We start from the raw sequence: 25653 nt of genomic DNA, 5'->3' as shown, positions 1-25653 counted from the left end.
CTTGCAACAAGCGAGCATAGGGCACCTTTTGTCGATCTACCTGCCTTTATGAATGCCTTTTTTCCTGCCATCTGGTTATCAGCCTGTCTGTTGGGAGTTGTCGCTGTCACGCCTGTCCAGGCAGCCTCGGCCGCCGATAAACCGGCCGCCAGCAGCGCCCATCCGAGCAAGCCTGCTACCGCCAAGCAGGCCTCGGCGAGCAAGGCCAAGGCCCAGGCCAGCACTGGCAAGAGCAAGCCGGCAAGCAAGAAGGCTGCAGCCAAGCCCAAATCCAAGTGGGCCTATCAAGACATCAAGACGCCGCTGAAGAGCCCCAAGCTGGACCTCAGCCTGCCGCCGGAAATGGTCAAGCATCTGCAACCTGTCGGCAGTGTGCCATTGCCCAAGCGCGAACCGTTGCTGCCGCAGATGTTTGGCGAGAAACCCAAGGAAAGCAGTCCGTTCCAACTCAACGGTCGCTTGCTGAGCAACGAAATGCAGTTGCAGTTACGCAATGAGGAGCGTCGTGAAATCGAAGGCGCGGCCCTGGATTTCGAATTCAAGCAGTAAATTCTTCAACCTGTTTGTGACTGGCTGCAGCGACGCTTTGTCGGAGACTGATCAGTCACGCACGGTTGTGCGTCAAATCCGTTCTTTGAGTAATTTTAAACGGCTGTTTTAGCGGTTACTCTTGTGCGGCGTCATTCAACACTATGCTTGTCGCGAGGAGCTTTCGTCATGAAATGCCGTGAAGGTTGTGGCGCCTGCTGCATTGCCCCTTCCATCAGCTCACCGATCCCCGGAATGCCCAATGGCAAGCCGGCGGGAGAACGTTGCCTGCACCTGTCTGTCGAACACCTGTGTGGCTTGTTCGGTAGGCCGGAGCGGCCAGCGGTGTGCGGCGCGTTTCAGGCAGATCCCGAGGTTTGCGGCGAAAGCCGGGAAGATGCCATCCGCTTGCTCGGATGGTGGGAACAAGTGACAGCGGCTTAGAGTGTTCTCAATGAACGGAACTTCAACAATAAGGAATAAGACAATGGGTTCGCTGTATCGAATGGCTGTGCTCTGTGGCTTCACCGTGCTGTTGTCGGCAACAGCCCACGCCGAAGACTGGCAGACGGCTAAGGATGAAGACGGCATCAAGATCTCCTTGAGTGAAGTGGCCGGTTCCAAATACAAGGCCTACCGTGGCGTCACCACCATGAAGACCTCCATCGCCAAGCTTCGTGCACTGCAGGAAGACGTGGTGGGTGCCTGCGCCTGGATCCACGAGTGCAAGACCCAGAAACTGCTCAAGCACGAAGGCGATCAAACCTGGACCTACACCCAGTTCAACACGCCTTGGCCGGTCACTGCGCGTGACTCGGTGCTGCACATCACGACCAGCGAAGCCGCGGACGGCAGTCTGACCCGCAAGCTGGAAGGCGTGCCGACCTACATCCCGGAAGAGAAAGGTTTCGTGCGTGTATCCCAGGTCGAGGGTTACTGGAAGTTCGTGCCCAAAGGTGCCGATCAGGTCGAAGTGACCTATCAGGTGCACACCGAGCCCGGTGGCAGCGTGCCGTCCTGGCTGGCCAACAAGTTCGTGGTGGATGCGCCCTTCAACACTCTGAAGGCGCTCAAGGCCCGTGCCGAAAAGCCGTGATCGGCTGACGGTCCAAGGGTTCGATCAAGGCCGCCTCCGGGCGGCCTTTTTGTTGGCTGGCCCGCCCGTGCCGCGGAACGTTTGCCTCTGGCTCAAGGTCGAGATGTTGTAGGCCCACTGACAGGGCTATCGAGGAGGCGCTGATGCAAAAGTGGCAAGTCACTTTCGTGGACGATCATGGTGTGCAGTCCGTCGAAGACTTCGATTGCGAACAGGAGCCGACGCTGGAACGGGCCGCGCAGCTGGTTAGGGCCAAGCTGCTGCCGGTCAGTGCCGAACTGGATCTGAATGATCTGGACGGACGTATCGAAGCCCCCACTCTCAAAAGCCTGAAAGAGCAGAACAGCATTCAGATTCTCAGCATCACGCCGATCTAGAGACGACAGAGATCGCTTGCGCAGCTATTTCTGGCGGCGCCCAGGCGTTGGCGCTAATCTGCAAACGAGATCAGCAAATTCTTCGCCTAGCTCTGATCTTGTCAGCTCCATGCTTGTTTCCTGACGACCCGCCCCGGGTCGTGATGCCGGTTGCTTTGGCCGGCGAGTCGGGAAGCACGGAAAGTCTATCCATCGGTTTGAGGAGGACGTTTCATGAGCACAGCCGTTCAAGAAGACCTCAGCAGCAGTGTGCTGCGCCGCATGAAAGAAGGCGGTTTTGATTTTTCACGATTCCATCCCATCGAGTTCTACGCCATTTTCCCGGATGAGGAGCGGGCGCGCAGGGCGGCAGGACAGTTTCGCGGTGAATCCTTGAACGCCCAGGTCAGCGTGCGTGATGACGGCGCCTGGTATCTGGAACTGAGCAAGGTGATGTACGCCACCTATGGCGGCATCGGGGATTTTGAACAGGACTTCGAGGCCGTGGTCGAGCCTCTGGGCGGCATCATTGAAGGATGGGGGGTGAAGCAGGAGATTCGCGGGCGCCTGGTATAACCCGGAGCCATTGCATCAAGATGGACAATTGGCTGGCCCTCGGGTCGGCCAATTGCGTTTTCAGGGGGCTCAAAGGTAAAAAAAAGCCACCCGGGAGGGTGGCTAAAAGGGAAGACCGGTCAGGAGAGGGAACCGGTCGGGAGAGCCCGGACCCGGTTGTCATCGGCGTCATCAAGGTTGCAGCAGCGACTTCATCAGGCGTGATGAAGTCTTTGCTCGATGGGCGCGATTGTCCGCCTGCCTGGCCGGACCGTGAAATCAACTCTGGCTATCCAGGCGATAGACAACACCCGCATCAGCTCAAGGCAGTTGCTTGCGCCCCGCCATATGCCGCAGATAGCCCAGCAACAACTCCAGCTCTTGATCCGGCAACACAGTGCTGTCGAACCCGGGCATCTTGGCCTGTGGCCAGCGCCTCAGGCTCTGCGGATCGCGGATGTAGCGCTTGAGAAAGTCGCCACTGAAATACTCGGTTGGGTTGTAGGGAATGTTCAAGTCCGGCCCGAACTGCGAGTCACCGGCGGCATTGAGGCGGTGGCAGGCCAGGCAGTTCTTCTGGAACAGGATGAAACCCTGGTTGACCGGATCATTGCTGGCCAGCTTTGGATCCGGAGCCAGGGCCGGAAAGCGCTCTGCCACCGGCGCCAGGCGCTGGATGCGCGCCACCTGGAATGGCCATTGCTCGGGGCTCACATGCCCGGCTTGCGGGTTCGTCCACACCAGGTAGAAAGGCCCGGCGCCGGGCTTGTCCGCGGCCAGGGCAGGCCAGGGTTTGTCCGGGTCTTCAATGGCCAGCCAGGCCTGGGAGCCCTGGGTGTCGAGCAGAGGCGCGGCGCTCAGTTCGGCGGCGAAGCCGTCCAGGGCCACGGCCTGCAGATGGTCATCGGCCTTGAGTCCCTGGAGCAGGGCCGCCATGGGCACGGCCCGGTACTGCATGTCGCGGTGGTAGGACACGTCGTCCTTGATCTGGATGGTCCGCGCGGCGGGGTGCTTGAGCAGTTCTTCGGTCTGCCAGGTGCGGCTGCCGGAGCCCAGGTCGATCAGCAGTTGGGCGGCGTATAGCGGGCTGCTCGTCAGGAGGGCAGCGCAAAGGAGGAGAGCTTTCAATGGATGGCCGTCGGATCTTCGTCAGTGGGTAGGCGTCATCAGGCTGCAGGTCTTGCGGTTGCGACACAGGGTCGACCAGGCATCCCGGCGTTCTTTGTGGTCAGCGTGGTTCACGATACCGAAATAGTCGCGCTTGGCTAGCGGGTCTTGGCCTTCCTGCGCGGGCGGGGCGGTGGCGACATGAAGCCTCCTGCTTGCCGTTGCTCAGCAAGATGGACACGCGACAGTCCGCCCCCGGCGAGAACCGGGGGGCAAGGTGCTGGTCGGTTGGTCGAGCAACCCCGTATCAGCCGATCACTTTGGTGAGGTTCGGCAAGATCAACAGCAATGTGGTTGCGAAGAGGATGAGCCCCGCCTGACGTACTTTCGAATGTTTGAACATGGCTGAATGCCTTTTGTTGTTATTCCTGAGCATCAATGCATGCCGGTCCTGAATGTGATTGTGGGCCGGTTATGTGTCCCTTTTTTGACCTGTCCCGATGCAGAATCCGTCCGGGACTTCCTACAGTTTCTACCTTAGGGGCCTTGTATCCTCTGGCTTAGATCCAATTCGTATGAAGTTATAGCTGCAATCCCTGAAAACGCTATAAATCCACTGGCACACCGGGTGGTCGCCCTTTGGCTAGACAGCTCGCGACCCTTCATCGGGCGATCGCTTAGCTGCCTACCGTTCGTCTGAGCGTCACCGTCAAGGCGGCTGAGCGCATCGGTCATTGAATCCACGGCTGTCGCGCCTAAGGTGAGGGCTCGACATTTTCCCCTGCTCAGCGGTTCGAGGACGTCATGACCCAAGCTTTGATATTCGATGCGTTACGCACGCCCCGTGGCAAAGGCAAGGCCGATGGCGCCTTGCACAGCGTGAAACCGGTGAACCTGGTGGCCGGCTTGCTGCGGGCTCTGCAACAGCGTTGCGAGCTGGACACCAGCCAGGTGGACGACGTGGTCCTGGGCTGTGTGACGCCCATCGGCGATCAAGGGGCCGATATCGCCAAGACCGCCGTTCAGGCTGCGGATTGGGATGTGAGCGTGGCCGGTGTGCAGATCAATCGCTTTTGCGCCTCGGGGCTGGAAGCGGTCAATCTCGGTGCGATGAAGGTGCGTTCGGGGTTCGAGGAATTGGTGGTGGTCGGTGGCGTGGAGTCCATGTCCCGGGTGCCCATGGGCAGCGATGGCGGGGCCTGGGTGCTGGACCCGGAAACCAATATGCACAGCCATTTCACCCCCCAGGGCATTGGCGCGGACCTGATCGCGACCCTGGAGGGCTTCTCCCGCGAGGAGGTCGACCGCTTTGCCCTGCAATCCCAGCAGAAGGCGGCCCGGGCCCGGGCCAGCGGCGCCTTCGCCAAGTCCCTGGTGCCGGTGCAGGACCAGAACGGCATCGTCTTGCTGGAGCATGACGAGTTCATTCGCGCCGACTCGACCCTGGAAGGCCTGGGCAGCCTCAAGCCGAGTTTCGAAATGATGGGGCAGATGGGCTTCGACGCCACCGCGCTGCGGGTCTACAGCCATGTCGAGCGCATCAACCACGTGCACACCCCGGGCAACAGTTCGGGCATCGTCGACGGTTCGGCGCTGATGCTCATCGGTTCAGAGGCCAAGGGCCGGGAGCTGGGGCTCAAGCCCCGGGCGCGGATCGTGGCCACGGCGGTGACCAGCACCGACCCCACCATCATGCTCACCGGCCCGGCGCCGGCCACCCGCAAGGCCCTGGCCAAGGCCGGGTTGCGGGTCGAGGACATCGATCTGTTCGAGGTCAACGAAGCCTTTGCCTCGGTGGTGCTCAAGTTCATCAAGGACATGGCCATCGATCCGGCCCGGGTCAACGTCAACGGGGGCGCCATCGCCCTGGGGCATCCGCTGGGCGCCACCGGCTGCGCGATCCTCGGCACCTTGCTCGATGAGCTGGAAAGCCGGCGCCAGCGCTACGGCCTGGCGACCCTCTGTGTCGGCGGCGGCATGGGTATCGCCACCATCATCGAACGCCTCTGAGCCCCGACTTCAAGGAATCAACTTCATGACCGATGCCATCCGTTACGAAAAGGGCCAGGACCAGATCGTCGTCCTGACCATCGATATGCCGGGCCAGAGCGCCAACACCATGAACGCGGTGTACCGCGACGCCATGGCCGGCGTCGTGGCGCGCCTGCAGGCCGAGCAGCAATCGATTGCCGGGGTGATCATCACCTCGGCGAAAAAGACCTTCTTTGCCGGCGGCGACCTCAATGAGCTGATCAAGGTCGACAGGCCGCAAGCCAAGGCTTTTCATGACCGGGTGCTGGCCCTCAAGGGCCAGTTGCGCGCTCTGGAAACCCTGGGCAAGCCGGTGGTCGCTGCAATCAATGGTGCTGCCCTGGGCGGCGGCTGGGAAATCTGCCTGGCCTGCCATCACCGGGTGGCCCTGGACGATAAATCGGTACAGATCGGCCTGCCGGAAGTCACCCTGGGCCTGTTGCCCGGTGGCGGCGGGGTGGTGCGCATGGTGCGCATGCTGGGCCTGGAAAAGGCGCTGCCGTATCTGCTGGAAGGCAAGAAAGTGCGCCCGCAGCAGGCGCTGCAAGCTGGCCTGATCGATGCCCTGGCGACGGATCGCGATGAGCTGCTGGCCAAGGCTCGGGCCTGGATCCTCGCCAACCCGGCGCCCCAGCAGCCCTGGGACGTGCGCGGTTATCAGATCCCCGGCGGCACGCCGGCCAACCCGAAAGTGGCGCAGATGCTGGCCATTGCCCCGTCGATTCTGCGAGCCAAGACCCAGGGCTGCTTTCCCGCGCCGGAGAAGATCCTGTGCGCCGCCGTCGAAGGCGCCCAGGTGGATTTCGCCACCGCGCACCTGATCGAGACTCGCTACTTCACCGAGCTGGCCACCGGCCAGGTGGCGAAGAACATGATTGGCACCTTCTGGTTCCAGCTCAATGAAATCAATGCCGGTGGCTCGCGCCCTCAAGGTATCGCGCCGCAGACCACGAAAAAGCTCGGGGTGCTGGGGGCCGGGATGATGGGGGCGGGGATTGCCTACGTCAGCGCGGTGGCGGGCATCGAGGTGGTGCTCAAGGACATCAGCGTCGAGGCGGCAGAGAAGGGCAAGGCCCACTCGGCGGCGCTGCTGGAGAAAAAGCTGGCGCGTGGGCAACTGAGCCGCGAGCAGCGTGACGCGACCCTGGCGCGAATCCGTACCACCGCCGAGGACGCCGACCTGGCCGGTTGCGACCTGATCATCGAGGCGGTGTTCGAGGACCGTGAGCTCAAGGCCAGGGTGTCCCGGGCTGCGCAGCAGGTGGTCGGCGCAGAAGCGGTGATTGCCTCCAACACTTCGACCCTGCCCATCACTGGACTGGCCACGGCGGTGCCGAATCCGGACAAGTTCATCGGCCTGCATTTCTTCAGCCCGGTGGAAAAGATGCCCTTGGTGGAGATCATCAAGGGTGCACAGACCAGCGAGGCGACCCTGGCCCGTGGGTTCGACTTCGTGCTGCAGATCAACAAGACCCCGATCGTGGTCAACGACAGCCGCGGATTCTTCACCTCCCGGGTGTTCGGCACCTTCACCAATGAAGGGATTGCCATGCTCGGCGAAGGCATTTCGGCGCCGATGATCGAAACCGAGGCGCGCAAGGCCGGGATGCCGGTCGGGCCGCTGGCGATTTCCGATGAAGTGTCCCTGAGCCTGATGAGCCATATCCGTCAGCAGACCACCAAGGACCTGCAGGCTGAAGGCAAGCCGCCTATCAAGCATCCGGCGTTTGCCGTGATCGACCAGTTGCTCCACGACTACAAGCGTGCGGGCAAGGCCGCCGGCGGCGGTTTCTACGATTACCCGGCCGGTGGCCAGAAGCACTTGTGGCCCGAGTTGCACACGCGCTTCTATCGCGCCGATGGACAGATCTCGCCCCAGGACGTGCGCGACCGCCTGCTGTTCATCCAGGCCATCGAAACCGTGCGTTGCCTGGAGGAGGGGGTGCTGCAGTCCACGGCGGACGCCAATATCGGCTCGATCTTCGGCATCGGTTTCGCTGCCTGGAGCGGCGGCGCCCTGCAGTTCATCAACCAGTACGGGGTGAAGGATTTCGTCGCTCGTGCGCAGTACCTGGCGCAGCAATACGGTGAACGATTCGCCCCGCCGACCCTGCTCCTGAAGAAGGCTCGCCAGGGGCAGTTGTTCTGAGGTTGACGGGCGCTCGATGAGTGGCCCCGGGGCTTGCCTTGCCGTGGTATTTCAAGGCAGGCTCTGGGCTGTTCATTATTGCCATCACCTTGTCAGGAATTTTTTATGTCGCTACGCATCTGCATTCTTGAAACCGATATCCTGCGTCCCGAACTGGTCGATCAATATCAGGGTTACGGGCAGATGTTCCAGCGCCTGTTTTCCCAGCAACCCATTGCCGCCCAGTTCAGCGTCTACAACGTGGTCCAGGGCGAATACCCCAGCGACGAGCTGGAGTTCGACGCTTATCTGGTGACCGGCAGCAAGGCCGACTCCTTCGGCACCGACCCCTGGATTCAAACCCTCAAGACCTACCTGCTGGGCCGCTACGAGCGCGGTGACAAGCTGCTGGGCATCTGCTTTGGCCATCAGTTGCTGGCGTTGTTGCTGGGGGGCAAGAGCGAGCGGGCGACTCAGGGCTGGGGCGTTGGCACCCATAGCTACAAGCTTTCCGCCAAGGCGCCGTGGATGAGTCCGGTGGTGGAGGAGCTGACACTGCTGATCAGTCACCAGGACCAGGTCACCGCGCTACCGGAAAACGCCACAGTGATCGCCTCCAGCGATTTCTGCCCCTATGCCGCCTATCACATCAATGACCAGGTGCTGTGTTTCCAGGGGCACCCCGAGTTCATCCACGACTACTCCCGGGCGCTGCTGGACCTGCGCCAGGAGTTTCTCGGCGAGAAGATCTACCAGAAGGGCCTGGCCAGTCTGGAGCACGAGCACCACGGCACCACCGTTGCGGAATGGATGATGCGTTTCGTCGCCCACAAACCCGAAGCCGCATGACCTGGCAGGGCCCTGGCGTCCGCGCCCGGGGCCCAGTCCCCTAGAGCCAGCCGGAACGCTTGAAGCTGGCCCACAGGCTGATACAGCCGACACTGATAAAACCCAAAACACCAAAGTAGCCGTAGTGCCAGCTCAGTTCCGGCATGTTCTGGAAGTTCATCCCGTAGATCCCCGCCACCGCGGTGGGAAACGCCAGGATCGCCGCCCAGGCAGCGAACTTGCGCTGCACGATGCTTTGCCGTGAAGCCTCCAGCAGCACACCAATCTCGATGGTCTGGCTGGCAATGTCGCGTAGGGTCGACAAGTCCTCCATCTGCCGGGTGACGTGAATCTGCACGTCACGGAAATACGGCCGCATGTTCTTGTCGATGAACGGAAAGCTGAGTTTCTGCAGCTCCTCGCTGATCTCCACCATCGGCGCGACATAGCGGCGCAGGCGCAGCACGTCGCGGCGCAGGCCGTGGAGGTTCTGGATATCCCGTTCGTTCAGCGAGTTGCACAGGACGTTGCGTTCCAGTTCGTCGATCTCGCCGTGGATGGCCTCACTGACCGGCTGGTAGTTCTCGGTGACGAAATCCAGCAGCGCATAAAGGACGAAGTCTTCGCCGTGCTCCAGCAGCAGGGGGCGCGCCTCGCAACGCTGGCGTACATAGCCATAGGAGGCCGAGTGGCCGTTGCGGGCGGTGATGATGTAGCCGTTGCCGGCAAAGATGTGGGTTTCGATGAACTCCAGCTTGCCCTCGGTGCGCACCGGCGAATACGTGACGATGAACAAGGCGTCGCCAAAGGTTTCCAGCTTGGGGCGGCTGTGCTTCTCCAGAGCGTCTTCGATGGCCAGTTCATGCAGGTTGAACTGGCGTTGCAGATTGGCCAGTTCGTGGGCATTGGGTTCCTCCAGGCCGATCCACACGAAGTGGCCGGGTTTCGCGGCCCAGGCAGCCCCTTCGTCCAGGCTGATATCGGTGACTTTCTTTCCGCCGCTGTACACGGCGGCAGCAACAACTCTACCCATGGCTCTGCTTCACTTCTTCTTATCAATGGGGCGGTTACAAATCAGCAGCTTAGCCTGCAATGCAGCATCAGAGTCACTGCCGGAGCTGGAGTTCGCAGACAAATTAAAGCCCGCACGGGGCGGGCTTGCTGGCATCGAGGGAGGGCTCGCGGTTCAGGCGGCTTGCAGCTGGCGATCCATGTGGGCGATGCATTCGCGCATCTGCTCACGACACTGAGCGATCAGCCGCGGCATGTCGTCCATGGTCAGCCCGGCGGTGGGAATTGCCGGCAGCGAGCGGATCAGGATCTTGCCGCTGTTCCAGCGGTTCAGGCGCATGTGCTTGATGTAGCTGCTGACGCACACCGGCACGATCGGCACGCCGGCGGCGATGGCCATCTGGAACGCGCCCTTCTTGAACGGCAGCAGGTCCGCGCCGAGGTTGCGGGTGCCTTCGGGGAAGACCCAGATCGAGGTGTCCTTGTGTTGCAGCGTATGGGTGGTGGTGAGCATGGAGCGCCGCGCCTTGTGCGGGTTGCCGCGATCGATCAGGACATTGCCCGCCAACCAGAACAGTTGCCCGAACAGCGGCACCCATTTCAGGCTCTTCTTGCCGATGCACACCGTGCGTCGCGGCACCACGTTGCCGAACACGAACAAATCGTAATTGGACTGGTGGTTGGCGATGATCACGCAGCTCTCAGGCTTGTCCATCAGCGGCCCGACTTCGGCCTTGACCCGCAGGCGCAGGATGCACATGGCCGGCCAGGCGTAGAGGCGGGCGCACAGGCGACTGTTGTCCGGGTTGAAGGGGCGGCACAGTCCAAGCAGCAGGCCCAGGCTTCCGGCAAGGATAAAGTGCAGGCCCATCAACGACATACGAAACAGATACAGCATCTAAACGGCCCACCGGGGACAAAAGGTGGCGCAGTGTACGGATGTGCACTGTTTTCGGCAATTGCCGCTCTCAGCCGGGAGATGGGCGATGTTTAAGTACATGTTTCCGCAGGCTGGTGCCAGCCGCGGTCTAGAGGCCTTTGCCTGTTCATTTCGGCCAGGCAAGAAAAAGCCCGACACACAGGTCGGGCCGATTCATTCAGCACGGGCGATTCAGCCCATGTGTTCCTGGTCGAGGATGATGGCGTTGTCGAGGGTGTCCAGCAGGGCCTTACGCACCTTCAGCTTGGTGTTCTTGTGGGCCAGCATATTGATCTTCTTCAGCTGGCGTGCGGCGGCCAGGGCCGTGCCTTGCAGTTCCTCGGCGCTCACCACCTTGTCGAGGAAGCCGGCATCCACCGCGCCTTGCGGGTCGAACATCTCGCCATTGATTACCGAACGATGGAAGGCTGAACGCCGCAGGCGATCGCGGGCCAGCTCGATGCCGGCATGGTGCATGGTCATGCCGATCTGCACTTCATTCAGGCCGATGCTGAAGGGACCGTCGACGCCGATACGGTAATCCGCCGACAACAGCAGGAAGGCACCCTTGGCCACCGCGTGACCCGGGCAAGCGACGATCACCGGGAACGGGTGGGACAGCAGGCGGCGGGCCAGGGTCGAGCCTTGGGTTACCAGCGCCACGGCTTCTTTGGGACCGGCTGTCATGACCTTGAGGTCGTAACCGCCGGAGAGAATGCCCGGCTGACCGGTGATGATCACCACGGCGCGATCGGCGGTGGCCTGATCCAGCGCGGCGTTGAAAGCGGCAATCACGTCCGGGGAGATGGCATTGACCTTGCCATTGCTCAAGGTCAGGGTCGCGATACCGTCTTCGAGGTGGTAAGAAATCAACTCACTCATGACGCAATTCCTTGTATTGAAGTGCAGCAGAAGTTACCCACCACGACCGATCTGGTAAAGCGCCGTGACTGACTGATGAGTCAGGTGCAAGGCCGGGCATCGGCCTGCACGCCGCCGCCGGCCATGCCTGCTTTCTTCTATATAGCTAGAGACAAGGCTGAAGAATGGCCGGTTTGCCTTGTTGCCGCTGGCTCCCAGCCCCCTGCAACGACGGATCGATCTTAAGCGCATGAAAATTCTGAAAAAAAAGTTTGCCATCTGAAAAGCTATCGACTACATTAGCGCGCCTCGACAGACTGAATCGGTTTGACGAGATACGGTGAAGTGTCCGAGTGGCTTAAGGAGCACGCCTGGAAAGTGTGTATACAGGAAACTGTATCGAGAGTTCGAATCTCTCCTTCACCGCCACATTCGATGTACAGAAAACCCCTGGTTTCCGCGAGAAGCCAGGGGTTTTTTGCATTCTGGCCCTGCGCGGTGCCGTTTGTGGCTGGTGCGTGCAGGCTTGATCAGGCCCTGTGGCCGTTGATGATTGTTGTGAGTCTTGTCGACAGGTTCTGCCGCCGCTCCGGTTGTGCGCGAAAGATTGTCCTGGATCAGCTTTCCTCCTGGTGCCTTGGCCGCTCGTCGGTGTCTGGCGATTTTGAACGGCAGGTCGGTAAATGACTGTCTAGTCTGATTTGCCGTGGCGATCAGTATTTTCCAGGCAATCAGGAGCTTGCCGGTACTGATCGGTTGTTGGAGGGAGCTGGGAGATGAGGAGTCTTGCCTATATCGAAGACAACGGGGATGAGTTCCCAATCAACAACTTGGTGCGTTGCGGTCAGGCCGCATTTGAAGTGGAAGATCAATCCCGGGTCAGCGTGAGTAACAGGAAAAAAACTGCACCGCTGCCGGTAGCCAGTAATACGATGTTTTTCCCCAAGGCATTGCCGAAGAGAAAGTAAAGTTCAGTTATAAGAGCCCCGCCAGATGCGGGGTTTTTTATTGTCCGCAGGTTATCGATGACAGATGTAGGAAGGCCCGGTGTTTCAATGGTGGGGGCGCAAGTGTGTTCAGGGCGCGAGGTTGCCTAGGACAGGGCGGATAAGCTATTTCCCGGAGTCAGGCGGTGTTTTCAGGGGGCTGTGGTGCCGTGGGCAAGTGCCATTGGTAGGTGGGGTTCAGTGGTGTTGCGGGTCAGGAGCATGCGGCAGGGGTGAGCCAGTTTGTGTATTAAATTTTTGATTGATTTTGAGTAGCCGTATTAATTGTTTATCGCCAGTGCGAAGAGATCAGTAAAGAAGGTTCTGTTGTGATTTGGGAATCTTCTTATCTCAATTGGCTATAACTGACGATATGTTCCTTATCCCGATTAAAGCGGGGCTGTGCATCCAGCGATGATGCCTCTATATGAAAAGCGATAAGGAAATAAACGTGAAAGCTATTTTCAAACTCCTCGCCCTGTCCACGCTTGTAGCCGCTGCCACCGGTTGCACCAGCTACAACATCAGCCAGCCATCGGCGCCTATCGACAGTCAGGTCAAGGCTGACCTGAAGGCGGACGTGGCAGTGGGCGAGGCGATCTCGGGTCAATCGTCGGTGAACATCCTGTTTGGCTTCCTGCAGTTTGGCGGCGATAGCCAGTTCGCTGACGGTGTGGCTTACGGCGGTGATGGTGGCGGTGCATTGGGTGGCCTGGGCCTGGACCCGGTCAGCTCGGTCAAGTCCGCTGCAGCCTACAAGGCCGTCAAGTCGTCGGGCGCCGACCTGATCGTTGCCCCGCGTTATGAAGTGAACGAAGAAAACTACTTTGTCTTCAAGAAAGTCTCGGTCACGGTCAAAGGCAATAAAGGCAACATCCGCAGCATTCGTTGATTCGTGCTGCGCATGAGCGTCCTGGGTGGAGGCCGGATCGTGCGGCGGCAGTCTTCCAAGGGGCTGCGGGCTGCCGATCTGGCCTGAACATCTTCAGTCAGGTGAGCTGAAGTTGCCTTGGGATCTGTGAGTTGAAGGATCTGCCGCTGTTGCTCCCAGCGGTAGGGTCTTTTCACAGAATCTTCACATCTGCCTGAGTACGCTCAAACCATCCGTTAAACGCAATACCCCTAGCCCGTTCCCCAGCGGGCTTTTTTTTGCGCGGTGATAAAACTCTTTTAAAATCAGCTGTCCAAGCCACCGGAGAGCAACCCGGTGTTGCCGTGACGCCGCATCTCGGGCGGCGCGGCGCTGGTCTTACAAGTCGGATCCACAGTCTTTTTTTGAGGTTCAAGTCATGCGTTCAACTTTACCTGCCCTGGTTGTGGGACTTCTGCTGGCTCAAGGCGCCATGGCCGGTGATGGCACCGCAGCCATCGGTGGCGGCCTCGGCGGTGCGCTGGGCAACGTGGTTGGCCAGCAGCTCGGTGGCAGCACCGGGGCAGCCATTGGTGCGGGTGTGGCCGGGGCGGCCGGCAGTGCAGCGGGTGCGCGCAAGGGCAGCCGGGCCAAAGCGGCGATTGGCGGCGGCCTGGGTTCGGCAGGTGGGTCGCTGATCGGCAACCGTCTGGGCGGCAGCACCGGTTCCACCGTGGGGGCCGGTATCGGCGGCGCGGCGGGCGGAGCCCTGGGCAGCAGCATGGGCCACAAGAAGCGTCATTGATCGTTGTTGTTTGCAAAGAAACCCGGCCCTGTGCCGGGTTTTTTGTGCGCGTCGGTTCTGGCTTCACCATACTCAACAGTGTCAGCCCCGATATTCCAGGAGACGATCATGCCCCGCGAGACTCCAGGCACTACCCAGCCACCCACCGTCGAACCGCAGGTGATCAACGACCCGGGCAACGAAGATCCGGGCTCCTTGATGGACGATGCGCAAGTGCCGTTGCAAGAGGCACCTGAATCGCAGGAGGACGAATCCTCGGACGATGCCTGATGCCGTCCCGCGCAACCCTGGCCATGCCCCTTGGTTGCTCCTGACCCAGCCCCGCCGCTATGCTGCCAAACCCTTTAATTGACGCGTTGCCAAGAACACGGGCCGTATCCGAGCCGCTCCCTGGAATGTACTTTTGCTAACGGATCCGATGCGATGAATGCACAGTTGAATGATTTGGGGCCGATCAAGGCGGTGATTTTCGACATGGATGGCCTGCTGCTCGACACCGAGGGCATCTACACCGAGATCACCCAGTTGATCGCCGAGCGTTATGGCCGCACCTACGACTGGACCATCAAGCAGAACATCATCGGTCGCGGGGCCGCTGATCTGGCGCGCTACGTGGTGCAGGCCCTGGACCTGCCCATCAGCGCCGAGGAGTTCCTGGTCATGCGCGAGCCGTTGATGCGCGAGCGCTTTCCCCGCGCCGAAGCCATGCCGGGCGCCCAGCAACTGGTGCGCCACTTGAAGGATCACCGGATCCCCATTGCGGTGGGCACCAGTTCGTCACAGATGTCCTTTGGTGAGAAAACCACCCGCTATGGCGATTGGTTCGCTCTGTTCGACACCATCGTCACCGCCGATGATCCGGAAGTGACGGCGGCCAAGCCGGCGCCGGACATCTTCCTCACCGCCGCCCGACGCCTGGGCGTGGCGCCGCAGGAGTGCCTGGTCTTCGAGGATTCGCCGTTCGGCGTGACCGCTGCCCGGGCCGCGGGCATGAGCGTGATCGCGGTCCCCGATCCGGCCATGGCCGATGCCAAGTTTGCCCATGCCGATAGGATTCTGCGTTCGCTCAAGGGCTTCGAACCTGCGACCTGCGGTTTGCCCCATCTGATCTGGGACTGAGCGGGCGAGAGCGGCGTTCGCCTGTTGGAATAAGGCACTGCCAGGCTGTTTCCAGCCGCAAGCCGCAAGCTCGGGAGCCGGGCCACCTCAGATGGGTGGCCCGGCTTTTTTCTGCTCGCGGTTTTCAGGCGCTGAAGCCGCCGTCGATGCTCAAGCTGGCACCGGTGATATAGGCCGCTTCTGGGCCGGCCAGGTAGGCCACGAAACCGGCGATCTCTTCGGCACGGCCGTAGCGGCGCACGGCCATGAGATCCAGCAGGCTTTCGGCAAAGGCGCCGTCGGCCGGGTTCATGTCGGTGTCCACCGGGCCGGGCTGGACGTTGTTGATGGTGATGCCCCGTGGTCCCAGGTCCCGCGCCAGGCCTTTGGTCAGGCCCACCAGCGCGGCCTTGCTCATGGCGTAGGGGCCGCCACCGGCGAAGGGCATGCGCTCGGCGTTGGTGCTGCCGATATTGATGATGCGTCCGCCTTCGCCCATGTGCCGCGCAGCCTCCTGGGTGGCGATGAACACGCTGCGGATGTTGATGGCCAGGGTCTGGTCAAAGTCTTCCAGCTTGAACTCGTCCAGCGGGGCCATTGCCAGTACCCCGGCATTGTTGACCAGGATGTCGAGGCCGCCGAAGGCCTGGACGGTACGTTGCACGGCTTCCCGAATGGCTTCGGCGTCGGCGCTGTCGGCCTGGATCGCCAACGCCTTGCCGCCCTTGGCGAGGATGCTGTCCTGCAGGGCCTGGGCCTTGCTCGCCGAGCTGACATAGGTAAAGGCGACGCTGGCGCCTTCGGCGGCCAGGCGCTCGACGATGGCGGCGCCGATACCGCGGGAACCGCCTTGGATCAAGGCCACTTTGCCGCTGAGGTTGTGCTTGCTCATGTGCTTCTCCAGAGGTTCAAGGCCGGGTGCCTTGTGCTTGGCGTCGAGTATCGACTGTCGATTGGCCGCTGTGTAGCGGGTAATTCCTATACTCTGTGTAAACCAAAAGTATGGAATGACCGGTGATGGAAGCTTTCGGCAGTATCGAATGTTTTGTCCGCAGCGCTGAAGTCGGCAGCTTTGCCGAGGCGGCGCGACGCCTGGGATTGACCCCTGCCGCAGTGGGAAAAAGCGTAGCCAAGCTGGAGGCGCGGGTGGGTGTACGTCTATTCCAGCGCAGTACCCGGCGTTTGACCCTGACCGAGGCCGGGCGCTTGTTCCTGGCGGAAGTCAGCGACAGCCTGCAGACCATCCAGAGCGCCGTGAGCAGCCTGTCCACCGTCCAGGGGCGCCCGGCAGGCACGCTCAAGGTCAGCATGGGAACGGTATTTGGCTGTTTTTACATCGTGCCGATGCTCGCCAGCTTCCTGCAGCGTTACCCGGATATCCAGCCGGACTGGCATTTCGACAATCGCCAGGTGGACCTGATCGGCCAGGGCTTCGATGCCGCCATCGGTGGCGGTTTCGAGTTGCCGCAAGGGGTGGTCGCCCGGCGCCTTTCCCCGGCCCATCGGGTGCTGGTGGCCAGCCCGGCCTACCTCGCAGGGCGCGCGCCGATCCACGATCCGCAGGACCTGCAGCATTGCCGGGGGATCCTGATCCGTTCTCCGCAGACCGGCCGCATCCGTCCCTGGCAACTCAGCGGGCGCGGCGGTGGCGTGCGCCCGTTGGAGCTCAAGGCCAGCATGACCATGAGCGATTCCGAAGCCGCCTGCGTGGCGGCCGCCCAGGACCTGGGGTTGGCCCTGGTGAGCATGCCGTTTGCCGTCAACTACCTGCGTTCCGGCGCGCTGCAACGGGTGCTGCCGGATTGGTACGTGGATGATGGCTACACCTCGATCTACTACGCCGAGCACAAGATGCTCCCGGGCAAGACCCGGGCGTTCGTCGACTTCGTCATCGAGCAATTCGCCGAGCAAGGCCTGGCGCAAACCTTCAGCGCCCTGTAAGCGCCAGCCTGGCTGGCAACCCCGGGCGCTGGCTAACTCAGCGCCCCAAACGCAGCGGCCAGCCAACCACCCGTTTCGGCCGCGGCGTCGCGTAGGTCCGCACCTTCGAGGTGGATAACCCCAGACGCACCAGGGACTCGGCGACGGTCACCGCCGCCGTGACCCCATCCACCACCGGCACCCCGGTGCGCTGGCGGATCTGCTCATCCAGCCCGGCCATGCCGCCACAGCCCAGGCAGATCACTTCGGCCTTGTCCTGGGTCACCGCCAGTTCGGCCTGGCGCACGATGGCTTCCACCGCCCGCAGCGGGTCTTCCTCCAGCTCCAGCACCGCCAGGCCGCTGGCCCGCACCGAGGCGCAGCGCTCGTAGAGGCCGGACAGCTTGAGCCGGTCCTCGATCAGCGGCACGGTGCGATCCAGGGTGGTCACCACCGAGTAGGCATGGCCAAGGAACATCGCGGTGCTGGCAGCGGCGTCGGTGATGTCCACCACCGGCACATTCAGCAACTCCTGCAGGCCCTCGCGGCCGTGCTCGCCGTAACCGGCCTGGATCACTGCGTCATAGGGCTGGTCGTAGGCCAGCACCCGATCCATCACGGCGATGGCCGCCAGGTAGCTTTCGAAGTTGCCTTCCACCGATTCGGCGCCGAAGTAGGGGGTCAAACCGACGATTTCCGTTCCCGGCGCCGCCACGCTTTGCGCCTGGCGGGCGATGGCCTGGGTGATGGAGTCGGTGGTGTTGACGTTGACCACGAGAATGCGCATGGGGGTTCCTTACTGGTTGGGCAGTTCAAGGCCCGGCGTACCGGGCCGTTCAGGTTCAATGACTGACGTTGTCCACGGCGATGGATTCGCCGCTGACATCGGCGTACCCGGGTTGGCGCTTGGCGATGATCAGGTACAGCAGGCCGGCGATACCGGCACCGATCAGCCAGGAAAACGGCGAGACGCTGGCAAAGCCCGGCACCAGGGCCAGCACGATGGCGATCAGCGCCGCGGGCACGAAGGCCGCCAGCGCCCGCAGATTGACCCCGCGGCTGTAGAAGTACGCGCCTTGCGGGTCTTCGCTGTACAGCTGCGGCACGTGGATCCGGGCTTTGCGCAGGATCCAGTAGTCCACCATGATCACCCCGTACAGCGGGCCGAGCAGGGCGCCCAGGCCGGAGAGGAAGTACACGATCACCAGCGGGCTGTTGTACAGGTTCCACGGCAGGATCAGCACCGCCAGCGCCGCACTGATCAGTCCGGCGCGGCGGAAGGTCAGGTACTTGGGCGCCAGGTTGCTGAGGACGAAGGCCGGGGCGACGAAGTTGGCCATGATGTTCACCGCCACGGTGACGATCAGGAAAGCCAGGCAGCCCAGCACCAGAAACAGCGTATTGGGGATCGAGGCGATGATCTGGGTCGGGCTTTCGATGACCTGGCCGTTGATCTGGAACTGCGCGCCGCACAGCAGCACGGTGATGGTGGCAAACACCAGGATGTTCACCGGCAGGCCCCAGAAGTTGCCGACCTTGATGGTCTTGCGGCACGGCGAGGAGCGCGCGAAGTCGCAGAAATTGAGGATCAGCGTGCCGTAGATCGCCAGCCACAGCGCGCCGCCGGCGAAGATCTGCCGCCACATTTCGCCACCGCTCAACGGCTCGCGGATCGACCAGGCAATCTGCCCGTCGGCCTGGGTGTACATCCACCCGGCGAGGCAGGCCACGGTCAGCAGAATGATCGGCCCGGCGAAGGCTTCGTAGCGGCGGATCATCTCCATGCCGTAGGCGAGGATCACCAGCTGCACCAGCCAGATCACCACGAAACAGGCCCAGCCCAGGCTCGACAGGCCGAGGATCGAGTCGTGGTCGTAATCGGCGAAACCGGGATGGATCGCGGTCAGCAACACGCGAAACACGACCGAAGCCAGGTAGGTCTGGATGCCGAACCAGGCGATCGCGATCACCGCGCGGATCAGCGCCGGTATCTGCGCGCCGTGGATGCCGAAGCTGATGCGGCTGATCACCGGGAACGGCACGCCGGTCTTCTGCCCCATGTAGCCGGACAGGTTCATGAAGCAGTACACCAGCGCCGCGCCTATCCCCAGCGACAGCAGGATCTGCCAGCCGCCCAGGCCCAGGGCGTAGAGGCCGATGGCAAAGGAGTAGTTGGCGATGTTGTGCACGTCGTTGGTCCACAGGGCAAAGATGCTGTAGCCACCCCAGCGCCGACCCTCGACCTTGGTCGGTGCCAGGTCGCGGTTGTGCAGACGCGGGCTGAGGACAATAGGGTGCGGGTGGGGATCGGCGACGGGGTGCTGGGCGTTGGGCGAATGCAGCGAGGAGGGCAGATCCAGTGCGATGTGGTTGGAAGGGCTGGTACGCATTCCGGCATGCTCCTGACTCCAGCCCTGGATGACTGTGCTTGAGCGCAAGGCTCGACAATCTTCGTCGCAGGGGAGGAATCACTGGGTTCGGGGCATCTGCAGCTTGAGTCGTGGGTCAGGCGTGCGGACGGTTAGTGTATGTATGTTTTGCTTGTTTTGTATACAAAACATAAGTCGACTAAAGCCACTTCTGTGCCAGTTTTGCAGCTATGAAATCGGCTGCTGATTTCGTTTTGTTATGAGTTGCGCCTAACTGCATGAAACAGCGGGATTAAAAATTGACCGATTGAACAGGTATTTATTTTTTCTCGGGCGCGACAGTGCATGCCACGAAATCCGGTGGGAGATAGGCCTGTAACCTTTTGGGGCGGCGGGTTCTGAAAGTGCACACAAAAATGGCACTGATGGTGACATTTCTGTGTACATCTTTGTTGTTGGCGTGGGCTGGGCGCGTTCGCTTTGTCAGTCAAGGCGTCCTCGGGGTGAGGAGCCTGGCGCCGGCAGAAGAAGGGAGGTCAGGCTTTGCTGATGAGGTTGCCGGCGTGCAGGCCGCATTCCTTCTGAGTGGCTTCTTCCCACCACCAGCGGCCTTCGCGCTCGTGCTGGTTGGGCAGTACCGGGCGAGTGCAGGGCTCGCAGCCGATGCTGATGAAGCCGCGTTCATGCAGGCTGTTGTACGGCAGTTCGAGCATGCGGATGTAACCCCAGATCTCCTCGCTGCTCATCTGCGCCAGCGGGTTGAACTTGTACAGCGGGCGTTCGGGGGTGGAGAAGGCGCTGTCGATCTCCAGCACCGCCACCTGGCTGCGGGTGCCCGGGCTCTGGTCGCGGCGCTGGCCAGTGGCCCAGGCGCTGACGGTGGACAGTTTGCGTCGCAGTGGCTCGATCTTGCGGATGCCGCAGCATTCGCCGTGGCCGTCCTTGTAGAAGCTGAACAGGCCCTTTTCCTTGACGAAGGGTTCGAGCTTGCTGTGGTCCGGCGAGATCAGTTCGATGTCGATCTTGTAGTGTTCGCGCACCTGATCGATGAAGCGGTAGGTTTCCGGGTGCAGGCGCCCGGTGTCGAGGCTGAACACCTTGACGTTCTTGTTCAGCTTCCAGGCCATGTCCACCAGCACCACATCCTCGGCGCCGCTGAAGGAGATCCACAGGTCGTCACCAAACTGGGCGAAGGCCAGCTTGAGAATGTCCTGGGCGGATTTGTTGGCATAGGTCGCGGCGAGTTCAGCGACGTCGAACGATGGGTTCATCAGGGCGGTTTCCTACAGGTCGGTGGCGCTGTGCGCTCTATAGGGGGGCGATCTTAACAAAATCCACCCGGCCCTGGCGCGCTCCTCTGCGTTGCGCCTGCGCAGGCGAGTCGCTAGAGTTCGGCAGTCCTTTTGCTCGCTCAACGTCAATAATCAGAACCAATGGGAGTGTCTTGTGGAAATTGCCTGTCTCGATCTGGAAGGTGTACTGGTCCCGGAAATCTGGATCGCCTTTGCCGAAAAAACCGGGATTGAATCCCTCAAGGCAACCACCCGGGATATTCCCGACTACGACGTATTGATGAAGCAGCGCCTGCGGATTCTCGACGAACACGGCCTGAAACTGTCGGACATCCAGGAAGTGATCGCCACCCTCAAGCCCCTGGAGGGCGCGGTGGAGTTCGTCAACTGGCTGCGTGAGCGCTTCCAGGTGGTGATCCTTTCCGACACCTTCTATGAGTTTTCCCAGCCGCTGATGCGCCAGCTGGGTTTCCCGACCCTGCTGTGTCACCGCCTGATCACCGATGACGGCGGTCGGGTCACCGGTTACCGGCTGCGCCAGAAGGACCCCAAGCGTCAATCGGTGCTGGCCTTCAAGAGCCTGTACTACCGGGTGATCGCCGCGGGGGATTCCTACAACGACACGACCATGCTCGGCGAGGCCGATGCCGGCATCCTGTTCCATGCCCCGGACAACGTGATCCGCGAGTTCCCGCAGTTCCCCGCGGTGCACAGCTTTGCTGAGTTGAAGCAGGAATTCATCAAGGCTTCCAACCGCCCCCTGAGTCTGTAAAGCGCACCTGTAGCTGCTGCCGCAGGCTGCGACAAGCCCCGCAGGGGCTTCAAGGCCTCAAGAGCCCTGCTTCGCAGTCGATCGCAGCCTGCGGCAGCGGCTACAGGGGTTCAGAGCCCCTGCAGCGTTTCCAGCAACACCCGCACCTTGGTGATGGATTCCTGGTACTCCGCCTGCCAGTCCGAATCCGCGACGATTCCGCCGCCACCCCAGCAACAGATCTGCCCGTCCTTGGCCAGCAGGCTGCGGATGGCGATCGAGCTGTCCATTTCTCCGCGCACGTCCAGGTACAGCAGCGAGCCGCAGTACAGGGCCCGTCGTGTGGGCTCCAGTTCGTCGATGATCTGCATCGAGCGGATCTTCGGCGCGCCGGTGATCGAGCCGCCGGGGAAGCTGCCGGCAATCAGGTCCAGGGCGTCCTTGCCGGGTGCCAATTCGCCGGTGACGCTGCTCACCAGGTGGTGCACGTTGGGGTAGCTTTCCAGGCTGAACAGCTCCGGCACGCGCACCGAGCCGGTGCGGCAGGTGCGCCCCAGGTCGTTGCGCAGCAGGTCGACGATCATCAGGTTTTCCGCGCGGTCCTTGGGGCTGGACAGCAGCTCGGCGGCGTTGGCCGCATCTTCGGCCGCATCCCGGCCGCGCGGGCGGGTGCCCTTGATCGGCCGGGTTTCCACCCGGCCCTGGCTGACATGGACGAAGCGCTCCGGCGACAGGCTGAGCACCGCGCCGCCGTCCGGCAGGCGTTGAAAGCCCGAGAAGGGCGTCGGGCACGCCGCGCGCAACGCGCAGTAGGCGACCCACGGCTCGCCCTGGTACTGGCCGCGAAAGCGTTGGGCGAAGTTCACCTGGTAGCAGTCGCCGGCCTGGATGTAATGCTGGATGCGCTGGAATGCCTGACGGTAATCCTCGGCACTCAGGTCGGCCTGCATGGGCCGGCTGAGTGTGAACGAGCCTGCCGCCGTGGCGGGCGGTTGGCTGAACAGCTGGATCAGGCGCCGACGCTCTGCCTCTTCCAGGCTGGGGTGGAACAGCAACTGGCTGGTGCCTGCCTGGTGGTCATTGATCAGCGCCCAGGCGTACAGGCCAAAGCGTGCGTCCGGCAGGTGCAGGTCATCCCGGGCCTGGCTCGGCAGGCGTTCCAGATGGCGGCCGAAGTCGTAGCTGAGGTAGCCGATCAGGCCGCCGGCGAAGGGCAGTTCATAGGGCGCCGGGACCTGGGCCGGACCCAGTTGCTGCAGATTGTGCCGCAGGCGCTGGAGGAAGTCGCCGCCACTTTCGTCGGCGGCCACCGTCAGCTCGGCCAGCGGCCAGGCGCTGAGCAGGTCGTAGCGACCGCGCTCGGCAGTGGGCCGGCCGCTGTCCAGCAGCAAGGCGCCGGGAGCGTGTTCGATTGCCGCGAAATACTCGGCGGGGTTGGCGCGATAGGGGAGCGGGTGTACGGAACAGGTCAACATGCGGGGCAAATCAGCCATCGGAGCGCGGTTGGCGATTGTATGCCTGTGCAGGAGTTGCTCCTAGAGGGGATGTCGGCGATTGCCTGATTCACGGCGCATTCACCGACCTGTAGCCGCTGCCGCAGGCGGCGAAAGTTGCCTTCGCACCCCGCGGCAGCCGTTATCAGCCTTCCACCGGCGGAATGTGGCCGAACAGCTCTTGGGCGAAGCGCACCCGCTCTTCGACGCTTTCCACGATGCCGCGGGTCTTGAGTTGCTCAAGGTGGGCTTCGATGGCGTGGGTACGCTGGGTCAGGCCGCAGTCATTGGCGATCTGGATGTTCAGCCCGGGACGGGCGTTGAGTTCGAGAATCAGCGGGCCCTTGTCCTGGTCCAGGACCATGTCCACGCCGATGTAGCCCAGGCCGCAGAGCTCATAGCAACCGGCCGCCAGCTTCATGAAACCGTCCCAGTAGGGCAGTTGCACGCCGTCCACGGCGTTGGTGGTGTCCGGGTGCTTGGTGATGATGTTGTTCAGCCAGGTGCCGCGCAGGGTCAGGCCGGTGGCCAGGTCGACGCCGACGCCGATGGCGCCCTGGTGCAGGTTGGCCTTGCCCCCGGACTGGCGGGTCGGCAGGCGCAGCATGGCCATCACCGGATAGCCCATGAGCACGATGATGCGGATGTCCGGCACGCCTTCGTAGCTGATGCTCTTGAAGATCTGGTCCGGGGTCACCCGGTACTCGATCAGCGCGCGGTCGCGGTGGCCGCCCAGGGAGTACAGGCCGGTGAGGATGCTGGAGATATGGTGCTCGATTTCCTCGTGGCTGATGATCTTGCCCGACACCGTGCGATAGCGGCCCTCGAAGCGGTCGGCGATCACAATGATGCCGTCACCGCCGGCGCCTTGCGCCGGCTTGATCACGAAGTCGTTGCGTTCACCGATGATCGCGTCGAGCTTGTCGATTTCCTTCTCGGTGGAGATCACCCCGTACAGTTCCGGCACATGGATGCCGGCCTTGATCGCCCGCTCCTTGGTGATGATCTTGTCATCGACGATGGGATACAGGCTGCGCTTGTTGTACTTGAGCACGTAGTCGGCGTTACGCCGGTTGATGCCCATGATTCCCCGCGCTTCCAGGGCTTTCCAGGTCTTCCACAGGCCGAACATCAGGAGTCTGCCTTGGCGAAGGCTTTGAAACGCACGAGCTCCGTCAGGCGGTAGCCGCGATAGCGACCCATCGCCAGCATGAAGCCCACCAGGATCAGCAGCATCGCCGGGAAGGTGAAGACGAAGTACGTCAGCTCCGGCACGCTCATGATCAGGTGCGCCAGGGACGCGGCGAACAGGGTGCCGATGGCGACTTTCATCGCATGGCCGGCGCCGCGCTCTTCCCAGGTGATGGACAGGCGTTCGATGGTCATGGTCAGGATCACCATCGGGAACAGCGCCACCGACAGGCCGCGCTCCAGGCCCAGCTTGTGGCTGAACAGGCTGATGGCGGCGATCAGCACCACGACGAAGGTCAGCACCACCGACAGCCGCGGCAGCATCTGCAGTTTCAGGTGTTCCAGGTAGGAGCGCAGGGACAGCCCGAGCGCGGTGATCACCGTGAACAGCACGATGCCGAAGCCCAATTGGGTTTCGCGGAACGCCAGGGCGATCAGTACCGGGGTGAAGGTGCCCAGGGTCTGCAGGCCGATCAGGTTGCGCAACACCAGGATCACCAGCACGCCGATGGGGATCATCACCATGATCATGAAGGTCTGCTGGGTCTGCAGCGGCAGGCCGTAGAGCGAGTATTCGAGGAAGTTGGCGTCAGTGTTCTCGTCGGTCAGCTTGGCCAGGCGAATGGCGTTCATTTCGCTGTTGTTGAGGCTGAAGGTGACGTTGGCTTTCTTGCCGCCATCGACGGTGATCAGGTTGTCGTCACCGGTCCACCACAGCAGGCGGTCGCTGGGCATGCCCTGCTCGCCGGTTTCCGGGTTGAAGTACAGCCAGTCGGTGCCATTGAAGCTGCGCAGCCAGAGCTCCGGAGTCTGCGGCTGGTCGGCCACCAGGCGGATGGTGTGGACCTTCTCCATCGGCACATGGGCAATGGACAGCAGCAGCTCGACGATCTTGGCCTTGTTGGCGCTGGACGTGTCGCCGGCCAGCAGCAGCTTGGCGTTGTCGTCATTGGCGTTGTTGACGCGCTTGATGGCTTCGCTGATGAAGGTCTCGACGTCCGCCGAGTGCTGGCGGATCGGCGCCAGCAAGGCTTCGGCGGCAATCTTTTCCGGGCCTTCCACGGCCATGCTGTCGCGGAAGGTCGGGCCCTTGATCTTGGATTTCTCGGCGCTGTAGCGCTTGGTCAGCACCAGGCGGTAGTACAGGGTCTGGTTGCCCTTGGCCCGGCGCGCCGACCAGGTGACCTTGCGGTTGCCGTCGACGCGGTTCACCGCCACCCCATAGTTGTTGGAGATGAAGCTCTCGTTGAGGCTCACGTAGTCGCGGCTCAGGGGCGGCACGAACATCTGGATCTTGATCGGGTCCTTGCCGTTGGCGACGAACTCGACCTTGGCATCGATGTTCCACAGATCGTCGGTGGCGTCTTCGGTCACTGGAATGCCCAGCACGAAGATCTGATAGGCCGTGATCGAAATGCCCAGCACCACCAGGATGGCGATCAGGACTTTCAGATGAAGGGTAAGAGAGCGCATTGGAA

The 25653-nt window shown here is 62.0% G+C and carries 26 protein-coding genes and 1 tRNA gene; 16 read left to right on the top strand and 11 right to left on the bottom strand.

The features are described from left to right. The first annotated feature begins 48 nt into the window (after positions 1-48). The 5 genes from L1O02_RS21670 to L1O02_RS21650 all read left to right on the top strand — a co-directional run bounded on the left by L1O02_RS21670 (position 49) and on the right by L1O02_RS21650 (position 2556). Positions 49-549: a hypothetical protein gene (locus tag L1O02_RS21670; protein WP_060838260.1), complete on the top strand. Its 501-nt coding sequence runs from the start codon at positions 49-51 to the stop codon at positions 547-549. 168 nt (positions 550-717) lie between these two features. Next, positions 718-972: a YkgJ family cysteine cluster protein gene (locus tag L1O02_RS21665; RefSeq protein WP_082729197.1), complete on the top strand. Its 255-nt coding sequence runs from the start codon at positions 718-720 to the stop codon at positions 970-972. A 43-nt stretch (positions 973-1015) separates the two neighbouring features. After that, positions 1016-1624 (top strand): START domain-containing protein, encoded by a 609-nt coding sequence (locus L1O02_RS21660; protein WP_060838261.1) that lies wholly within the window; start codon positions 1016-1018, stop codon positions 1622-1624. Positions 1625-1767: 143 nt separating this feature from the next. After that, a complete protein-coding gene (locus L1O02_RS21655; protein ID WP_016964988.1) occupies positions 1768-2001 on the top strand; it encodes a hypothetical protein in 234 nt (77 codons plus the stop codon). A 213-nt stretch (positions 2002-2214) separates the two neighbouring features. Then, positions 2215-2556 (top strand): ribonuclease E inhibitor RraB, encoded by a 342-nt coding sequence (locus tag L1O02_RS21650; RefSeq protein ID WP_060842873.1) that lies wholly within the window; start codon positions 2215-2217, stop codon positions 2554-2556. A 300-nt stretch (positions 2557-2856) separates the two neighbouring features. Here the strand turns inward: L1O02_RS21650 and L1O02_RS21645 are convergent, their stop codons facing one another. Continuing rightward, on the bottom strand, positions 2857-3663 hold the full coding sequence (locus tag L1O02_RS21645) for a cytochrome c (protein ID WP_108544820.1): 807 nt from the start codon (positions 3661-3663) through the stop codon (positions 2857-2859). A 783-nt stretch (positions 3664-4446) separates the two neighbouring features. Between L1O02_RS21645 and L1O02_RS21640 the strand changes: the two genes are divergently transcribed. The 3 genes from L1O02_RS21640 to L1O02_RS21630 all read left to right on the top strand — a co-directional run bounded on the left by L1O02_RS21640 (position 4447) and on the right by L1O02_RS21630 (position 8650). Beyond that, complete coding sequence (locus L1O02_RS21640; protein WP_060838264.1) at positions 4447-5652, top strand: acetyl-CoA C-acetyltransferase; 1206 nt, start codon at positions 4447-4449, stop codon at positions 5650-5652. 25 nt (positions 5653-5677) lie between these two features. Further along, the gene (locus L1O02_RS21635) at positions 5678-7822 is read left to right on the top strand and encodes a 3-hydroxyacyl-CoA dehydrogenase NAD-binding domain-containing protein (RefSeq protein WP_235758685.1); all 2145 of its coding nucleotides are present in this window, start codon (positions 5678-5680) and stop codon (positions 7820-7822) included. A 105-nt stretch (positions 7823-7927) separates the two neighbouring features. Further along, complete coding sequence (locus tag L1O02_RS21630; protein WP_060838266.1) at positions 7928-8650, top strand: amidotransferase; 723 nt, start codon at positions 7928-7930, stop codon at positions 8648-8650. 40 nt (positions 8651-8690) lie between these two features. Here the strand turns inward: L1O02_RS21630 and L1O02_RS21625 are convergent, their stop codons facing one another. The 3 genes from L1O02_RS21625 to L1O02_RS21615 form a co-directional block, all read right to left on the bottom strand. Next, positions 8691-9662: a magnesium and cobalt transport protein CorA gene (locus tag L1O02_RS21625; RefSeq protein ID WP_060838267.1), complete on the bottom strand. Its 972-nt coding sequence runs from the start codon at positions 9660-9662 to the stop codon at positions 8691-8693. Between the two features lie 153 nt (positions 9663-9815). Continuing rightward, the gene (locus L1O02_RS21620; protein WP_108544822.1) at positions 9816-10538 is read right to left on the bottom strand and encodes a 1-acylglycerol-3-phosphate O-acyltransferase; all 723 of its coding nucleotides are present in this window, start codon (positions 10536-10538) and stop codon (positions 9816-9818) included. Positions 10539-10751: 213 nt separating this feature from the next. Then, a complete protein-coding gene (locus tag L1O02_RS21615; protein WP_060838269.1) occupies positions 10752-11441 on the bottom strand; it encodes a crotonase/enoyl-CoA hydratase family protein in 690 nt (229 codons plus the stop codon). Between the two features lie 318 nt (positions 11442-11759). Between L1O02_RS21615 and L1O02_RS21610 the strand changes: the two genes are divergently transcribed. The 6 genes from L1O02_RS21610 (at position 11760) to L1O02_RS21585 (ending at position 15180) form a co-directional block, all read left to right on the top strand. After that, a tRNA-Ser gene (locus L1O02_RS21610) sits at positions 11760-11849 on the top strand. A 347-nt stretch (positions 11850-12196) separates the two neighbouring features. Then, positions 12197-12388, top strand: coding sequence for a hypothetical protein (locus L1O02_RS21605; protein WP_016964335.1), 192 nt, complete (start codon positions 12197-12199; stop codon positions 12386-12388). A gap of 469 nt (positions 12389-12857) precedes the next feature. Then, entirely contained in the window at positions 12858-13298 is a 441-nt protein-coding gene (locus tag L1O02_RS21600; RefSeq protein WP_060838270.1) for a hypothetical protein, read from the top strand. Positions 13299-13695: 397 nt separating this feature from the next. After that, positions 13696-14061: a glycine zipper domain-containing protein gene (locus tag L1O02_RS21595; RefSeq protein WP_047302868.1), complete on the top strand. Its 366-nt coding sequence runs from the start codon at positions 13696-13698 to the stop codon at positions 14059-14061. Between the two features lie 108 nt (positions 14062-14169). Continuing rightward, positions 14170-14331: a hypothetical protein gene (locus L1O02_RS21590; protein WP_181321579.1), complete on the top strand. Its 162-nt coding sequence runs from the start codon at positions 14170-14172 to the stop codon at positions 14329-14331. Between the two features lie 153 nt (positions 14332-14484). After that, on the top strand, positions 14485-15180 hold the full coding sequence (locus L1O02_RS21585; protein WP_235758683.1) for an HAD-IA family hydrolase: 696 nt from the start codon (positions 14485-14487) through the stop codon (positions 15178-15180). A 124-nt stretch (positions 15181-15304) separates the two neighbouring features. On the opposite strand, the gene L1O02_RS21580 is transcribed toward L1O02_RS21585, so the two are convergent. Beyond that, a complete protein-coding gene (locus tag L1O02_RS21580) occupies positions 15305-16051 on the bottom strand; it encodes a 3-oxoacyl-ACP reductase family protein (protein WP_060838271.1) in 747 nt (248 codons plus the stop codon). Between the two features lie 125 nt (positions 16052-16176). Here L1O02_RS21580 and L1O02_RS21575 point away from each other — a divergent pair, with 125 nt between their 5' ends. Beyond that, a complete protein-coding gene (locus L1O02_RS21575) occupies positions 16177-17100 on the top strand; it encodes a LysR family transcriptional regulator (RefSeq protein WP_108544823.1) in 924 nt (307 codons plus the stop codon). Between the two features lie 37 nt (positions 17101-17137). Here the strand turns inward: L1O02_RS21575 and L1O02_RS21570 are convergent, their stop codons facing one another. From L1O02_RS21570 to L1O02_RS21560, 3 genes are all read right to left on the bottom strand, one after another. After that, positions 17138-17866: an aspartate/glutamate racemase family protein gene (locus L1O02_RS21570; RefSeq protein WP_108544824.1), complete on the bottom strand. Its 729-nt coding sequence runs from the start codon at positions 17864-17866 to the stop codon at positions 17138-17140. A gap of 55 nt (positions 17867-17921) precedes the next feature. Beyond that, entirely contained in the window at positions 17922-19469 is a 1548-nt protein-coding gene (locus tag L1O02_RS21565; protein ID WP_060842920.1) for an NCS1 family nucleobase:cation symporter-1, read from the bottom strand. A 515-nt stretch (positions 19470-19984) separates the two neighbouring features. After that, positions 19985-20719, bottom strand: a complete 735-nt coding sequence (locus L1O02_RS21560; RefSeq protein WP_016964342.1) for a phosphoadenylyl-sulfate reductase — start codon at positions 20717-20719, stop codon at positions 19985-19987. Positions 20720-20894: 175 nt separating this feature from the next. Here L1O02_RS21560 and thrH point away from each other — a divergent pair, with 175 nt between their 5' ends. Further along, positions 20895-21512 (top strand): bifunctional phosphoserine phosphatase/homoserine phosphotransferase ThrH, encoded by a 618-nt coding sequence (gene thrH, locus L1O02_RS21555; RefSeq protein ID WP_235758681.1) that lies wholly within the window; start codon positions 20895-20897, stop codon positions 21510-21512. A gap of 110 nt (positions 21513-21622) precedes the next feature. On the opposite strand, the gene pabB is transcribed toward thrH, so the two are convergent. The 3 genes from pabB to L1O02_RS21540 all read right to left on the bottom strand — a co-directional run bounded on the left by pabB (position 21623) and on the right by L1O02_RS21540 (position 25648). Then, positions 21623-22966, bottom strand: a complete 1344-nt coding sequence (pabB, locus tag L1O02_RS21550; protein WP_235758680.1) for an aminodeoxychorismate synthase component I — start codon at positions 22964-22966, stop codon at positions 21623-21625. Positions 22967-23129: 163 nt separating this feature from the next. Further along, positions 23130-24116, bottom strand: a complete 987-nt coding sequence (locus L1O02_RS21545) for an alpha-L-glutamate ligase-like protein (RefSeq protein WP_060838276.1) — start codon at positions 24114-24116, stop codon at positions 23130-23132. Next, positions 24116-25648, bottom strand: coding sequence for an inactive transglutaminase family protein (locus L1O02_RS21540; protein WP_235758678.1), 1533 nt, complete (start codon positions 25646-25648; stop codon positions 24116-24118). The genes L1O02_RS21545 and L1O02_RS21540 overlap by 1 nt, the downstream gene beginning before the upstream one ends. Positions 25649-25653: the final 5 nt, after the last annotated feature.

The organism is Pseudomonas sp. BC42 (genome assembly GCF_021560055.1).
Lineage (GTDB): Bacteria > Pseudomonadota > Gammaproteobacteria > Pseudomonadales > Pseudomonadaceae > Aquipseudomonas.
This window is presented reverse-complemented; position numbering and strand designations above follow the sequence as displayed.

Coding starts and splice junctions, on each gene's coding strand:
- L1O02_RS21615 (WP_060838269.1), bottom strand. CDS start 11,441: ATGAGTGAGTTGATTTCTTACCACCTCGAAGACGGTATCGCGACCCTG.
- L1O02_RS21570 (WP_108544824.1), bottom strand. CDS start 17,866: ATGCGCATTCTCGTGGTCAACGTCAACACCACCGACTCCATCACCCAG.
- L1O02_RS21660 (WP_060838261.1), top strand. CDS start 1,016: ATGGGTTCGCTGTATCGAATGGCTGTGCTCTGTGGCTTCACCGTGCTG.
- L1O02_RS21625 (WP_060838267.1), bottom strand. CDS start 9,662: ATGGGTAGAGTTGTTGCTGCCGCCGTGTACAGCGGCGGAAAGAAAGTC.
- L1O02_RS21650 (WP_060842873.1), top strand. CDS start 2,215: ATGAGCACAGCCGTTCAAGAAGACCTCAGCAGCAGTGTGCTGCGCCGC.
- L1O02_RS21595 (WP_047302868.1), top strand. CDS start 13,696: ATGCGTTCAACTTTACCTGCCCTGGTTGTGGGACTTCTGCTGGCTCAA.
- L1O02_RS21630 (WP_060838266.1), top strand. CDS start 7,928: ATGTCGCTACGCATCTGCATTCTTGAAACCGATATCCTGCGTCCCGAA.
- L1O02_RS21590 (WP_181321579.1), top strand. CDS start 14,170: ATGCCCCGCGAGACTCCAGGCACTACCCAGCCACCCACCGTCGAACCG.
- L1O02_RS21580 (WP_060838271.1), bottom strand. CDS start 16,051: ATGAGCAAGCACAACCTCAGCGGCAAAGTGGCCTTGATCCAAGGCGGT.
- L1O02_RS21635 (WP_235758685.1), top strand. CDS start 5,678: ATGACCGATGCCATCCGTTACGAAAAGGGCCAGGACCAGATCGTCGTC.
- L1O02_RS21565 (WP_060842920.1), bottom strand. CDS start 19,469: ATGCGTACCAGCCCTTCCAACCACATCGCACTGGATCTGCCCTCCTCG.
- L1O02_RS21665 (WP_082729197.1), top strand. CDS start 718: ATGAAATGCCGTGAAGGTTGTGGCGCCTGCTGCATTGCCCCTTCCATC.
- L1O02_RS21670 (WP_060838260.1), top strand. CDS start 49: ATGAATGCCTTTTTTCCTGCCATCTGGTTATCAGCCTGTCTGTTGGGA.
- L1O02_RS21585 (WP_235758683.1), top strand. CDS start 14,485: ATGAATGCACAGTTGAATGATTTGGGGCCGATCAAGGCGGTGATTTTC.
- L1O02_RS21655 (WP_016964988.1), top strand. CDS start 1,768: ATGCAAAAGTGGCAAGTCACTTTCGTGGACGATCATGGTGTGCAGTCC.
- L1O02_RS21605 (WP_016964335.1), top strand. CDS start 12,197: ATGAGGAGTCTTGCCTATATCGAAGACAACGGGGATGAGTTCCCAATC.
- L1O02_RS21545 (WP_060838276.1), bottom strand. CDS start 24,116: ATGTTCGGCCTGTGGAAGACCTGGAAAGCCCTGGAAGCGCGGGGAATC.
- L1O02_RS21575 (WP_108544823.1), top strand. CDS start 16,177: ATGGAAGCTTTCGGCAGTATCGAATGTTTTGTCCGCAGCGCTGAAGTC.
- L1O02_RS21540 (WP_235758678.1), bottom strand. CDS start 25,648: ATGCGCTCTCTTACCCTTCATCTGAAAGTCCTGATCGCCATCCTGGTG.
- L1O02_RS21620 (WP_108544822.1), bottom strand. CDS start 10,538: ATGCTGTATCTGTTTCGTATGTCGTTGATGGGCCTGCACTTTATCCTT.
- L1O02_RS21640 (WP_060838264.1), top strand. CDS start 4,447: ATGACCCAAGCTTTGATATTCGATGCGTTACGCACGCCCCGTGGCAAA.
- L1O02_RS21560 (WP_016964342.1), bottom strand. CDS start 20,719: ATGAACCCATCGTTCGACGTCGCTGAACTCGCCGCGACCTATGCCAAC.
- pabB (WP_235758680.1), bottom strand. CDS start 22,966: ATGTTGACCTGTTCCGTACACCCGCTCCCCTATCGCGCCAACCCCGCC.